Genomic DNA, 13181 nt, shown 5'->3' on the forward strand with positions numbered 1-13181 from the left:
GCGCCCCGGACGGCGGCCCCGCCTTCGAGGTGATCTACCTCCTGGAGGCCGACGACACGGCCGTGACCGCCCTGAGGGAGCGGCTGGACGCCCTCGGCGACTCCCTGGTGGTCGTCGGCGGCGACGGCCTGTGGAACGTCCACGTGCACGTGGACGACGCGGGGGCGGCCGTGGAGGCGGGCATCCAGGCGGGCCGCCCGTACCGCGTCCGGATCACCCACTTCGGCGCCGCCGCCCGTAAGGCGGGCGCCGGCGCTCCGGACCGGCCGGGCCCGGCCGCCGTCCTGCCGGATCAGCCGGGCGCCCAGGACCCCACCGGTGGCCCGCGCGCCGAGCGCGCGACCCGCGCCGTGGTCGCCGTCGTCCCCGGCGACGGCCTCGCCGTGCTGTGCGCCGAGGCGGGCGCGACCGCGGTCGCCACCCGCCCCGGAGAGCCGCCCGCCAGCGGTGAGCTGGTCGACGCGGTCCGCCGGACCGCGGCCCGGGAGGTCGTGCTGCTGCCGAACGACACCGAACTGCACCACACGGCCGCCGCGGCGGCGGCGCAGGCCCGTGCCGAGGGCGTACGGGCCGCGGTGATCCCCACCCGTTCCGCCGTCCAGGGCATCGCCGCGCTCGCCGTCCACGAGCCCGGCCGCAGCTTCGACGAGGACGTGGTCGCCATGACCTCGGCCGCCGGCGCCACCCGCTACGCGGAACTGGCCGTGGCCGAACGCCAGTCCTGGACCATGGCCGGGGTGTGCCAGGCCGGGGACGTCCTGGGCATGATCGACGGCGATGTGGCGCTGATCGGCTCGGAGCTGGCCGCGACCGCCGAGGCGGTGCTGGACCGGATGCTGGCGTCGGGCGGCGAGATGGTCACGCTGGTGCTCGGCGCGGGCCTCCCGGACGAGGTCGCCGAACGGCTGGAGCGGCATGTGCGGGAGGGGCACTTCGCCGTCGACACGGTCGTCTACCAGGGCGGTCAGCCCACCGCGCCGCTGATCATAGGCATCGAATGAGCCCGGCGGCCGGCCGCCGGATCACCCCGCTTGTCAGCCCCGTGGTGTGCAATGGACGGGTGCCCGTGCTGGATGAACCCCTGAAGAAGATCCTGGGCGGCAACACCGCGAAGGTGATGGCCGACCATCTCGACCTGCACACCGTCGGCGATCTGCTGCACCACTACCCGAGGCGGTACGCGGAGCGCGGTGAGCTGACCCGGCTGTCCGATCTGCCCCTGGACGAGCATGTGACCGTCGTGGCGCAGGTGGCCGACGCCCGGGTGCACACGTTCAACGGCGGCCGGGGACGGCGGCTGGAGGTCACCATCACCGACGGCAGCGGCCGTCTCCAGCTGGTCTTCTTCGGCAAGGGCGTCCACAAGCCCCGGACGGAGCTCCAGCCCGGCACCCGCGCGATGTTCGCCGGGAAGGTCTCGGTCTTCAACCGCAAGCGGCAGCTGGCCCACCCGGAGTACAAGACGCTGGGCGCGGAGAGCGGCGCGGAGGCCGTCGAGGCGTTCGCCCATCAGCTGCTGCCGCTGTACCCGGCGTGCAAGCAGATGGAGTCCTGGCAGATCCAGCAGGCCGTCGACACCGTGCTGGGCCCGGCCGGCCATGAGGAGACCGCGCTGGCCGGGCTGGTCGACCCGCTGCCGGAGAGCCTCCGTGAGGGCCGGGGGCTGGCCACGCTCCCCGAGGCGCTGCGCAAGATCCACCGACCGCGCACCAAGGCCGATATCGCGATGGCCCGGGGCCGCCTGAAGTGGGACGAGGCGTTCGTCCTGCAGGTGGCGCTCGCCCGGCGGCGGCGGGCCGACGCCCAGCTGCCCGCGGTGCCCCGCAAGCCCGCCCCGGACGGGCTGCTGGCCGCCTTCGACGCCCGGCTGCCCTTCACCCTCACCGAGGGGCAGCGCCGGGTCAGCGAGGAGATCTTCGCCGACCTGGCCACCGAGCACCCCATGCACCGGCTGCTCCAGGGCGAGGTCGGCTCCGGGAAGACCATGGTCGCGCTGCGCGCGATGCTCGGCGTGGTGGACGCCGGGGGACAGGCGGCGATGCTCGCGCCCACCGAGGTGCTCGCCCAGCAGCACCACCGTTCGATCACCGAGATGATGGGCGAGCTGGCCGGCTGGGGGCTGTGGCGCGACGCGCCCGCCCAGGAGGGCGGTGGCGGCCGCCAGGAGGGCGGCCTGCCCGGAGGTGCGGAGCAGGGCACCAAGGTGGTGCTGCTCACCGGCTCCATGGGCGCCGCGGCCCGCCGCCAGGCGCTGCTCGACCTGGTCACCGGCGAGGCCGGCATCGTGATCGGCACCCACGCCCTGATCGAGGACAAGGTCCAGTTCCACGACCTGGGGCTGGTGGTCGTCGACGAGCAGCACCGCTTCGGGGTCGAGCAGCGCGACGCGCTGCGCTCCAAGGGCAAGCAGCCCCCGCACCTGCTGGTGATGACGGCCACCCCGATCCCGCGCACCGTCGCCATGACCGTCTTCGGCGACCTGGAGACCTCCGTCCTGGACCAGTTGCCCTCGGGCCGCTCCCCGATCGCCTCCCATGTGGTGCCCGCCAAGGACAAGCCGCACTTCCTGGCCCGCGCCTGGGAGCGGGTGCGCGAGGAGGTGGCCGCCGGCCACCAGGCGTACGTGGTGTGCCCGCGGATCGGGGACGACATCGGTGACGAGGGGGACGGGGCCAGGGGCGCGGCCCGTCCGTCCGCCGAGGACGAGGCCGAGAAGCGGCCGCCGCTGGCCGTCGTCGACGTCGCCGAGCAGCTCACCAAGGGCCCGCTGCGCGATCTGCGGGTCGAGGTGCTGCACGGGCGGATGCAGCCCGAGGCCAAGGACGAGGTGATGCGCCGCTTCGCCGCGGGCGAGGTGGACGTCCTGGTGGCCACCACCGTCATCGAGGTCGGGGTCAACGTCCCCAACGCCACCGTCATGGTGATCATGGACGCGGACCGGTTCGGCGTCTCCCAGCTGCACCAGCTGCGCGGCCGCGTCGGCCGGGGCTCGGCCGCCGGGCTGTGCCTGCTGGTGACCGAGATGCCCGAGGGCAGCCCCGCCCGTGCCCGGCTGGGCGCGGTCGCGGCCACGCTCGACGGTTTCGAGCTGTCCCGGATCGACCTGGAGCAGCGCCGGGAGGGCGATGTGCTGGGCCAGGCCCAGTCCGGGGTCCGCTCCTCGCTGCGGGTGCTCGCCGTCATCGACGACGAGGAGGTCATCGCGGCGGCCCGGGAGGAGGCGACCGCGGTCGTCACCGCCGACCCGGAGCTGGCCGGCTACCCGGAGCTGCGCACCGCGCTGGACGCCCTGCTGGACAAGGAGCGCGCGGAGTTCCTGGACAAGGGCTGAGCCCCGCGTCCGGCCGGCCCGCGCGGGAAGCGCGCGGCCACCGCCCGCCGCCGGACGCCATATCGTGGAGGTGCGGCGGCCGGTGTCCGGACGGACCCGGCCCGCCGCTGCCCCGACCACCGTGAAGGACTGCCACCACCCATGACCCGCGTGATCGCCGGAGCGGCCGGCGGCCGCCGCCTGGCCGTGCCGCCGGGAAACGGCACCCGGCCCACCTCCGACCGGGCGCGTGAGGGCCTGTTCTCGACCTGGGAGTCGCTGCGGGGCTCGCTGGCGGGCGCCCGCGTCCTCGACCTGTACGGCGGCTCCGGCGCCGTCGGCCTGGAGGCGCTGTCCCGCGGCGCCGCCCATGCGCTGCTGGTCGAGTCCGACCCGAGGGCGGCCCGGACGATCCGTCAGAACGTCCGGGCGCTCGGTCTGCCCGGCGCGGAGCTGCGCACCGGCAGGGCCGAGCAGACCATCGCCGGACAGGTGCCCGCCACCGGCCCGTACGACGTCGTTTTCCTGGACCCGCCCTATGCGGTCACCGACGGCGCGCTCCGGGAGATCCTGCTCACACTCCTGGGGAAGGGGTGGCTCGCGCCGGAAGCTCTGGCCACCGTTGAGCGCAGCACACGAGGTGGGGAGTTCGGATGGCCGGCCGGGTTCCAGGGGCTGCGGGCCCGCCGTTACGGCGAGGGCACGCTTTGGTACGGTCGCGCCGCCTCGACGTGCGAGAACGCGTCATGACCGGACCCGAGAGCGAGGAACTTCCGTTGCGCCGCGCAGTCTGTCCGGGGTCGTTCGACCCCGTCACCAATGGACACCTCGACATCATCGCCCGTGCCTCCAAGCTCTATGACGTCGTGCACGTCGCCGTGATGATCAACAAGTCCAAGCAGGGCCTGTTCACGGTGGAGGAGCGGATGGATCTCCTCCGCAGGACCACCGAGGAGTACGGAAACGTTCAGGTGGAGGCCTTCCACGGACTCCTCGTCGACTTCTGCAAGCAGCGGGACATCCCCGCGATCGTCAAGGGGCTGCGGGCCGTCAGCGACTTCGACTACGAGCTGCAGATGGCCCAGATGAACAACGGCCTCTCCGGGGTGGAGACGCTGTTCGTGCCCACCAACCCCACCTACAGCTTCCTGTCCTCCAGCCTGGTGAAGGAGGTCGCGGCCTGGGGCGGCGACGTCTCCCACCTGGTGCCCCCGGTGGTCCTGGAGGCCCTCTCCGAGCGGCTCCGCAGGAAGTAGCGGCTGACGGGGCGTCAGCGGCTGTCGGGGAGGGGCCCGCTGGCCGTACAGTCGTCCCGTTCGTTCTCCTTCCTTCCCATCCGCATCCAGAGAGTCTGCGAGCACCCACAGTGGACGTGCAGAAGAAGCTCGACGAGATCGTCGCCACCGTCGGCGGCGCCCGGTCCATGCCCATGTCGGCCTCCTGCGTGGTCAACCGCGCCGAGCTGCTCGCCATGCTCGAAGAGGTGCGCGCGGCGCTGCCGGACTCCCTGGCCCACGCCCAGGAGCTGCTCGGCGGCCGGGACCAGATGGTCGAGGAGGCCCGCCGGGAGGCCGAGCGGATCATCGAGTCCGCGCACGCCCAGCGGACCTCGCTGATCTCGGACACCGAGCTGGTGCGGAAGTCCCAGGAGGAGGCCGACCGGATCCTCGCCGAGGCCCGCCGGGAGGCCGAGGAGATCCGCGCCGAGGCCGACGACTACGTCGACAGCAAGCTGGCCAACTTCGAGGTCGTACTCACCAAGACCATCGGCTCGGTCGACCGCGGCCGGGAGAAGCTGCTCGGCCACGCCCCCGGCGCCGAGGACGGCCCCGGACAGCCCGAGGAGGGGCCGGAGCGCAGCGCCGACCCGGCGACCCTGCGGCAGCGCGCCGACGAGTACGTGGACACCAAGCTCGGGGCCGTCTCGGCGGTCCTCGCCAAAACCCTGGAGGCGGTCGGCCGGGGCCGCCAGAAGCTGCTCGGCGCCCGGCCCATCGACGAGCTCGGCGCCCATATGGCGGCCCAGGACGAGGCCGGCACGGCCCTGCGGACCACCGACGACGACTACCTGGCGGACCTCGCCCAGTCCCAGGCGGCCGTCGCCCAGCCGGTCGCCCCGCCCGACCGGGCCGCCGCCGACGCCGCGTACTACGCCGCCACCGCGGGCTATCAGCAGCAGGACGCGTACGGCTACCAGCAGCAGGGCTACGCACCGCAGCACGACCCCTACGCCGCCCAGAGCGGCTACCAGCAGGACGCCTACGCCTGGCAGCAGCAGGCCCAGGGCTACGACCCGAACGCGGGCTACGCCCACATTCCCCAGCAGCAACAGCACCACCAGCACCCTGAGCAGTCGCAGCAGCAGCACCATGCGGCGCAGCAGCCGGGCGGGGGCGCGCTCGACGAGACCAGCCTGTTCGACACGAGCATGATCGACCTCGATCAGCTCCGCCAGTACGAGCAGGGCCGTTAGACCCCGTCCGCACCAGGCCGCGGGAACCCCGTCCCCACCGGGCGATTGGGTCTTCAGCGGCCCGTCCAGTATCCTGGCTCTTCGGTCGCGCGTACGTCCGCGATCTCGGCTGCCCGTTTCGTAGCAGGTGATCGGGCGGTCCGCCGCAGCGTAGAAAGCAGGAAGCCCTGAACGCCCGCCTCGACCACCGCGCCCCCCTCGTGTTCGACACGCGCGAGCTGGGCCGTCGTCCCGGTGCGCTCAAAAGGGTCTCCCGTTCCGTGGCGGCGCCCAAGGACCTCGGCATCGAGGTCATCGGGGTGCGGGAGGGCGTGACCGTCGAGCTGGACCTCCGCCTGGAGTCGGTCATGGAAGGGGTGCTTGTCACAGGCACCGCCCGTGCGCCGCTGACGGGGGAGTGCGTAAGGTGTCTGGAGCCGCTGGAGCGAGAGCTCGAAGTGGATTTCCAGGAGATGTACTCCTACCCCGACGCCGACGACCGGAGCCGCGACGCGGACACCGGCGACGACGCCGAGGAGGAGGACATGCTCTTCCTCGAGGCCGACCTGTTCGACCTCGAGCCCGTGCTGCGCGACGCGGTGGTGCTCGCACTGCCGCTGCAGCCGGTGTGCCGGGAGGACTGCCCGGGGCTGTGCGCCGAATGCGGCGCGCGGCTCGCGGACGACCCGGACCACCACCATGAGGTCGCCGACATCCGTTGGGCGACTCTGCAGGGACTCGCCGAGGCCATGAGGGACGGCGAGAAGGACAACGCACCCCGCAAGCGCGGGGATGACTCACAGGAGAAGTAGCCGTGGCTGTTCCGAAGCGGAAGATGTCGCGCAGCAACACGCGCCACCGCCGGTCGCAGTGGAAGGCTGCGGTCCCCACCCTGGTGGCGTGCGAGCGCTGCCACGAGCCGAAGCAGCAGCACATCGCGTGCCCGAGCTGCGGCACCTACAACCGCCGCCAGGTCCTCGAGGTCTGATCGGCGGGTGACAGGCTTCATGTCAGACGCCACTACGCCCCCGCGCAAGCGCGGTGAAGCGTCCCAGGCGGACACGGCCTCGTCCCACACGATCCTGGAAGGGCGGCTCGGGTACCAGCTCGAGTCCGCCCTTCTGGTGCGTGCGCTGACCCACCGCTCCTTCGCGTACGAGAACGGCGGGCTGCCCACCAACGAGCGGCTGGAGTTCCTCGGGGACTCGGTGCTCGGCCTGGTGGTCACCGACACGCTGTACCGCATCCACCCCGACCTGCCCGAGGGCCAGCTGGCCAAGCTGCGGGCCGCGGTGGTCAACTCGCGGGCTCTCGCGGAAGTGGGCCGCGGCCTCGACCTCGGCGCCTTCATCCGGCTGGGCCGGGGCGAAGAGGGCACCGGGGGCAGGGACAAGGCTTCCATCCTCGCCGACACCCTGGAAGCGGTGATCGGAGCGGTCTATCTCGACCGGGGGCTCGACGCCGCCGCGGAGCTGGTGCACCGGCTCTTCGACCCGCTGATCGAGAAGTCCTCGAACCTCGGCGCCGGCCTGGACTGGAAGACCAGCCTCCAGGAGCTGACCGCCACGGAGGGCCTCGGGGTCCCGGAGTACCTGGTCTCCGAGACCGGTCCGGACCACGAGAAGACCTTCACGGCTGCTGCCCGCGTCGGTGGTGTCGCGTACGGCACCGGCACCGGCCGCAGCAAGAAGGAAGCCGAGCAGCAGGCGGCCGAGGCCGCCTGGCGCGCGATCCGCGCGGCAGCCGACGAGGCCCAGGCGAAGGCCAAGGCGGCCGACGCCGGGACCGCCCCCGCGGCGGCCGACGGCGGAGCCGCCGCCGACACGGCCTCCACTCCACGCTGACCGCCCTTCCGACCCCTCTCTCCATACCGTCCCGTACGTAACGCCTCTCCCCGCCCCCGCGGCGGACGGCCCGCCCGGCCGTTCCGCCCGGGGGCGGTGAGGGCTCGAGGCCGAGGAGGCCCCCGTTGCCCGAGCTGCCCGAGGTCGAGGTGGTCCGCCGCGGACTGGAGCGCTGGGTCAGCGGCCGTACCGTCGCCGACGTCCAGGTGCTGCACCCCCGTGCGGTCCGCCGCCACCTCGGCGGCGCGGAGGACTTCGCGGCCCGCCTCCGGGGCCGCCGCACCGGGACCGCCCGCCGCCGCGGCAAGTACCTGTGGCTGCCGTTCGACGACGACACCGCCGCCGAGTCGGTCCTGGCCCACCTCGGCATGAGCGGGCAGCTGCTGGTCCAGCCGGCCGGGGCCCCCGACGAGAAGCATCTGCGCATCCGAGTCCGCTTCGCCGACGACGCCGGCACCGAGCTGCGCTTCGTCGACCAGCGCACCTTCGGCGGGCTCTCGCTGCACGACACCGTCCCCGGCGACCCGGAGGGACTGCCGGACGCCATCGCGCACATCGCCCGCGATCCGCTGGACCCCGCCTTCGACGAGGCGGCCTTCCACACCGCGCTGCGCCGGCGCCGCACCACGATCAAGCGCGCCCTGCTGGACCAGTCGCTGATCAGCGGGGTCGGCAACATCTACGCCGACGAGGCGCTGTGGCGCTCCCGGCTGCACTACGACCGGCCGACGGCGACCCTCACCCGCCCGCGCAGCGCCGAACTCCTCGGCCATGTGCGCGAGGTGATGACCGCGGCGCTGGCCGTCGGCGGCACCAGCTTCGACAGCCTCTACGTCAATGTGAACGGCGAGTCGGGGTACTTCGAGCGCTCCCTGGACGCCTACGGCCGGGAGAACGAGCCGTGCCGCCGCTGCGGCACCGCGGTGCGCCGCCGCCCCTGGATGAACCGCTCCAGCTACTTCTGCCCGCGCTGTCAGCGCCCGCCGCGCCCGGCCACCGCGACCCCTCCGGCGTCCCGCCCGGCCGTCCCACCGCTCTCGGCGCGCGCCGCGTCGTAACGCTCCCGGGCCGTGAGCACCTCGGGCATCCGGTCCTCGACCAGATCGATCAGGGCCAGCAGCCGCTCGGCGACCGCCGCGCCCAGCGGGGTCAGCCGGTAGTCCACCCGCGGCGGGTTGGTCGGCTGGGCCTCGCGGTGCACCAGACCGTCGCGCTCCAGCGCGTGCAGCGTCTGGGACAGCATCTTCTCGCTGACGCCGTCGACCCGCCGCCGCAGCTCGTTGAAGCGGAAGCTGCCCTCGTGGAGCGCGCTCAGGATGAGGCCGCCCCATTTGCCGGTGACATGCTCCAGCGTGCCGCGCGAGGGGCAGGCGCGGGCGAACACGTCGAAGGCCAGGTCCTCCGCGTCCGCCGGGGAAGACATGTCGCCAGTGCGTTCACTGTCCATGAAAACACCATACGCGCACTCAGCGCTGACTCCAGGGCGGCGCTTTCGGGCAGTGAGCGCGGTCATCCGGCGCGTGCCCGGCCCGGGGTGCGTGGCGGTCAGGCGGCGCGCCCGGCCCGGGGCGGGCGCGTACGTCCCGGGCCCCGCACGCGGCCGGTCCCACGCGGGGCCCGGGACAGCGGCTCAGTAGCCGAAGTCCTGCGTCCACCAGGGGCCGCCGTCGCCGAAGTGCGCGCCGACGCCCATCCGCTTGAACGAGCAGTTGAGGATGTTGGCGCGGTGGCCGGAACTGTGCATCCAGGAGTCCATGACGGCCTGCGCGTCCGACTGGCCGCGGGCGATGTTCTCCCCGCCCAGGTCCAGGATGCCCGCGCTCTCGGCGCGGTCCCAGGGGCTGTCGCCGTCGGGGTCGATGTGGTCGAAGAACTGGCGTAGGGACATGTCCTGGCTGAAGTCCTCCGCCAGCTGGGCGAGTTTGGGATCGGCCGTCACCGGGGCACAGCCGACCTTCTCGCGCTCCTGGTTGACGAGGCTGAGGACCTCGGCCTCCGAGGCGGTCTCCGGGCCGGCCGACGCCGCCGGGGGCGCGGGCGCGGTCGGCTCCGTCACGGGCGTACGGGACGGCTTCCCCGGTCCGCCGCCCGTCGAGCCGCCCTCACCGTTTCCGCCGGGCCGGCCGTTCCCCGAGGAGCCGGAGGACCCCGGCTGCCCGGGGGTGGCGGAGGGTGTTCCGGAGGGCGTGGAGGGCGTGTGGGAGGGCTTGGAGGGCATTGTCGAGGGCGCGTGGGGGCGGTCGTCCCCACGGTCGGCCGGTGTCGAGCCGCGGCCGGTGGGGGCCGCCGACTGCGAGCCCTGGGTCTCCAGGCCCGAGTCCGGGGGGCCGCCCGCCTGCACCTGCCCGGCCGAGTCGTTGCCCCCGCCCGGTTTGTAGCCGCCTCCCGGAGTCAGTCCGGAGGCCATCGCCACGGCGCCGACCGCGACAGCGGCGGACACGCCCAACAGTCCGGTCCGGACCGGAGCGAGGGGGCTCCGGTGCGGTCCCCGGTGGCGGCCGGCGGCGGCCGGGTCCGCCGCGGTACCGAGGGCAGATCGTCGATGGCGGCCCATCTCCTGCCTTCCTTGTGAACTCGGCGTCAAGGTCACTCGAAATGTGTTACTCGTGTGTACGAGTCATGTATCACTCGTGTGGGTGAGGCTCGTTGAGCCGGGACTGTACGCCATCCGGGCCCCAACGCGCGTGCCCAGTGGGCAATTCGACGGTTGGGCGGCTGCTCGCGCGGGGGTTAGCGTGCGCGTATGAAGGAGAGAGTCCGCCTCACCGTGTGGGTCCGGGGCCGCGTCCAGGGCGTCGGCTTCCGCTGGCACACCCGGGCCAACGCGCTGCGCATCGGGGGCCTCGTCGGCTTCGCTTCCAATCTCGCCGACGGGCGGGTGCACGTGGTGGCGGAGGGCCCCCGCGCGGAATGCGAGCAACTGCTCGCCTGGCTCCGGGACGGCGACACGCCCGGGCGCGTGGAAGGAATCACCGAGATCTGGGACACGCCGCGAGGGGGTTATGACACCTTCGAGATCCGTTGATCAACTCGCCGGAGGCGCCCTCCGCGGCGCCTCGCTGACCACGCCTTCCCTGCGCACGGTGAGCGGAAATCGGCTGATGGTTGCCAACGGCGCCGCTCCGTGGAAGGCTGCGGAGTCACGGAAGATCCCCCGACCGCCACGGGTCCTCTGGAGAGGGGTGGCGCAGTCCGCCGCCGGTGTGCTCTCGACCCCTGCGGCCCCGTCGGCGTGTGATCGTGTTGACCCTCAAACCAATTGGTGAGACGCTGGAAGCCCCGCGCACCTTAACTGTTTGCCGCGCAGCACGGTAGTAATTTCGGCAAGCATCGCGGGTGCAAATCCCTCACGACCCACACCGCTTCGGTCGGTCACTCATTGTGGAGGACCATCCATCATGGCAAAGGCGCTTCTCGGTTACGTCGGCGGCTCCGATCCCCGAGTCCTCGCCGAGATGCGACGGCTTCAGCAGCGCGTTCAGGATCTTGAATCCGAGCTTATCCGGATCCAGGCCGAGAACGACGCACTGTCCGCCGCCGCTCGGCACGGCGACTCGCTGCTCGAAAGCATCGACGTATCCCAGGCGGAGCCTGCGCTCGCCTGACCCGGCCCCAGGGCCGGTCGGGCTGCACCGTCAGCCGCTTGAGAATCTTCAAGGGACGCCTCGGCGTCCCTTCGTCGTATCCCCGATGTGCCTCCGGCTCACCCTTACCGACTGATGTGCCCCCCTCTCCCAGCGGTGAAACCGATCATTGCTGAAACCGAGAAAAAGCCGGGACGGATGCGCGGCGCCGCCCTCGCGGAACGGTGCCGGGGGAAGGGCGGCGGGTAGAGTCCAAAGGCGTGCATCTCAAGAGCCTGACCCTGCGAGGCTTCAAATCCTTCGCCTCCGCCACGACGCTCCGGTTCGAGCCGGGTATCACCTGCGTCGTCGGTCCCAACGGCTCGGGCAAGTCCAATGTCGTGGACGCCCTTTCCTGGGTCATGGGCGAACAGGGTGCCAAGTCCCTGCGCGGCGGGAAGATGGAGGACGTCATCTTCGCCGGGACCACCGGCCGTCCCCCGCTCGGCCGCGCCGAGGTCTCGCTCACGATCGACAACGCCGACGGCGCGCTGCCCATCGACTACGCCGAAGTCACCATCACACGGATCATGTTCCGCAACGGCGGCAGTGAGTACCAGATCAACGGGGACACCTGCCGGCTGCTGGACATCCAGGAGCTGCTCTCCGACTCCGGTATCGGCCGCGAGATGCACGTCATCGTCGGGCAGGGCCAGCTGGACGGGGTGCTGCACGCCGACCCGACCGGCCGCCGCGCCTTCATCGAGGAGGCCGCGGGCGTCCTCAAGCACCGCAAGCGCAAGGAGAAGGCGCTGCGGAAGCTGGACGCCATGCAGGCCAACCTCGCCCGCGTCCAGGACCTCACCGACGAGCTGCGCCGCCAGCTCAAGCCGCTCGGCCGGCAGGCCGCGGTGGCCCGGCGGGCCGCCGTCATCCAGGCCGATCTGCGCGACGCCCGGCTGCGCCTGCTCGCCGACGACCTGGTGACCCTGCGGGAGGCGCTGCGCGCCGAGATCGCCGACGAGGCCGAGCTCAAGCGGCGCAAGGAGACCGCGGAGGCCGCGCTGCGCGGCGCACAGCAGCGCGAGGCGGCGCTGGAGGAACAGGTGCGGCGGCTCGCGCCCCGGCTCCGGGACGCCCAGCAGACCTGGTACGAGCTTTCGCAGCTCGCCGAGCGGGTGCGCGGCACGATCAGCCTGGCGGACGCCCGGGTCACCAGCGCCACCTCCGCGCCCGGGGAGGAGCGGCGCGGCCGCGACCCGGAGGACATGGAGCGCGAGGCGGCCCGCATCCGGGAGCAGGAGGCCGAGCTGGAGGCCGCCCTGGAGGCGGCGAGCCGGGCGCTGGAGGACACCGTGGCGCACCGCGCCGAGCTCGAGCGGAGCCTGGCGGAGGAGGAGCGCCGGCTCAAGGACGTGACCCGCGCCATCGCCGACCGCCGGGAAGGGCTCGCCCGGCTCCAGGGGCAGGTGAACGCGGCCCGCGGCCGGGCCGGTTCGGCCCGCGCCGAGATCGAACGGCTGGCCGCGTCCCGCGACGAGGCACAGACCCGGGCGGTCGCGGCGCAGGAGGAGTACGAGCAGCTCAAGGCGGAGGTCGACGGACTCGACGCGGACGACGCGGAACTGGCGGAGCGCCACGAGACCGCGAAACGCGAGCTGGCCGAGGCGGAGGCCGCGCTGAGCGCGGCCCGCGAGGCCGCGACGGCCGCCGAACGCGAGCGTGCCGCGACCTCCGCCCGCCATGACGCCCTCGCCCTCGGACTGCGCCGTAAGGACGGCACGGGCGCACTGCTGGCCGCCGCCGACCGCCTCGGTGGGCTCCTGGGCCCCGCCGCCGAACTCCTCACCGTCACCCCGGGGTTCGAGGTGCCGGTCGCCGCGGCCCTGGGCGCCGCCGCCGACGCGATCGCCGTCACCGGCCCCCGTGCGGCGGCCGAGGCGATCCGCCTCCTGCGCACCGACGACGCCGGGCGCGCCGCCCTCCTCCTGACCGCGCACGCCGAAGACCAC

The 13181-nt window shown here is 73.1% G+C and carries 14 protein-coding genes; 12 read left to right on the top strand and 2 right to left on the bottom strand.

The window, feature by feature from the left end:
* The 9 genes from AXW62_RS36400 to mutM all read left to right on the top strand — a co-directional run.
* Nucleotides 1-1001: fatty acid kinase subunit FakA-related protein (locus AXW62_RS36400; RefSeq protein WP_502688791.1), on the top strand; the 1001-nt coding region annotated here is incomplete at its 5' end.
* Between the two features lie 116 nt (nt 1002-1117).
* On the top strand, nt 1118-3331 hold the full coding sequence (gene recG / locus AXW62_RS36405) for an ATP-dependent DNA helicase RecG (protein WP_060948183.1): 2214 nt from the start codon (nt 1118-1120) through the stop codon (nt 3329-3331).
* Between the two features lie 141 nt (nt 3332-3472).
* Nucleotides 3473-4060, top strand: a complete 588-nt coding sequence (gene rsmD, locus AXW62_RS36410; RefSeq protein ID WP_060948175.1) for a 16S rRNA (guanine(966)-N(2))-methyltransferase RsmD — start codon at nt 3473-3475, stop codon at nt 4058-4060.
* Nucleotides 4057-4566, top strand: coding sequence for a pantetheine-phosphate adenylyltransferase (gene coaD / locus AXW62_RS36415; RefSeq protein ID WP_079106152.1), 510 nt, complete (start codon nt 4057-4059; stop codon nt 4564-4566). The genes rsmD and coaD overlap by 4 nt, the downstream gene beginning before the upstream one ends.
* 110 nt (nt 4567-4676) lie before the next feature.
* Nucleotides 4677-5783: a F0F1 ATP synthase subunit B gene (locus AXW62_RS36420; protein ID WP_060948177.1), complete on the top strand. Its 1107-nt coding sequence runs from the start codon at nt 4677-4679 to the stop codon at nt 5781-5783.
* A 200-nt stretch (nt 5784-5983) separates the two neighbouring features.
* Complete coding sequence (locus tag AXW62_RS36425) at nt 5984-6574, top strand: YceD family protein (protein WP_060948178.1); 591 nt, start codon at nt 5984-5986, stop codon at nt 6572-6574.
* Nucleotides 6575-6576: 2 nt separating this feature from the next.
* A complete protein-coding gene (gene rpmF, locus AXW62_RS36430; protein ID WP_009714764.1) occupies nt 6577-6750 on the top strand; it encodes a 50S ribosomal protein L32 in 174 nt (57 codons plus the stop codon).
* Between the two features lie 19 nt (nt 6751-6769).
* Nucleotides 6770-7606, top strand: a complete 837-nt coding sequence (rnc, locus tag AXW62_RS36435; RefSeq protein WP_060948179.1) for a ribonuclease III — start codon at nt 6770-6772, stop codon at nt 7604-7606.
* A gap of 125 nt (nt 7607-7731) precedes the next feature.
* Entirely contained in the window at nt 7732-8664 is a 933-nt protein-coding gene (gene mutM / locus AXW62_RS36440) for a bifunctional DNA-formamidopyrimidine glycosylase/DNA-(apurinic or apyrimidinic site) lyase (RefSeq protein WP_060948180.1), read from the top strand.
* Here the strand turns inward: mutM and AXW62_RS36445 are convergent.
* Together AXW62_RS36445 and AXW62_RS36450 are read right to left on the bottom strand one after the other, a co-directional pair.
* The gene (locus AXW62_RS36445; RefSeq protein ID WP_060948181.1) at nt 8580-9053 is read right to left on the bottom strand and encodes a winged helix-turn-helix transcriptional regulator; all 474 of its coding nucleotides are present in this window, start codon (nt 9051-9053) and stop codon (nt 8580-8582) included. The two genes, mutM and AXW62_RS36445, sit on opposite strands and share 85 nt — an antisense overlap.
* Before the next feature lie 183 nt (nt 9054-9236).
* Nucleotides 9237-10160, bottom strand: a complete 924-nt coding sequence (locus AXW62_RS36450; protein ID WP_060948182.1) for a CAP domain-containing protein — start codon at nt 10158-10160, stop codon at nt 9237-9239.
* A 189-nt stretch (nt 10161-10349) separates the two neighbouring features.
* Here AXW62_RS36450 and AXW62_RS36455 point away from each other — a divergent pair, with 189 nt between their 5' ends.
* The 3 genes from AXW62_RS36455 to AXW62_RS36465 all read left to right on the top strand — a co-directional run.
* Nucleotides 10350-10631: an acylphosphatase gene (locus AXW62_RS36455; protein ID WP_030834167.1), complete on the top strand. Its 282-nt coding sequence runs from the start codon at nt 10350-10352 to the stop codon at nt 10629-10631.
* 373 nt (nt 10632-11004) lie between these two features.
* Nucleotides 11005-11211: a hypothetical protein gene (locus AXW62_RS36460; protein ID WP_030834170.1), complete on the top strand. Its 207-nt coding sequence runs from the start codon at nt 11005-11007 to the stop codon at nt 11209-11211.
* A gap of 239 nt (nt 11212-11450) precedes the next feature.
* The coding region (locus AXW62_RS36465; protein ID WP_159061035.1) for a chromosome segregation SMC family protein at nt 11451-13181 on the top strand (1731 nt) is incomplete at its 3' end.

It is taken from the genome of Streptomyces hygroscopicus subsp. hygroscopicus, assembly GCF_001553455.1.
In the GTDB taxonomy this organism is placed as follows: domain Bacteria; phylum Actinomycetota; class Actinomycetes; order Streptomycetales; family Streptomycetaceae; genus Streptomyces; species Streptomyces hygroscopicus.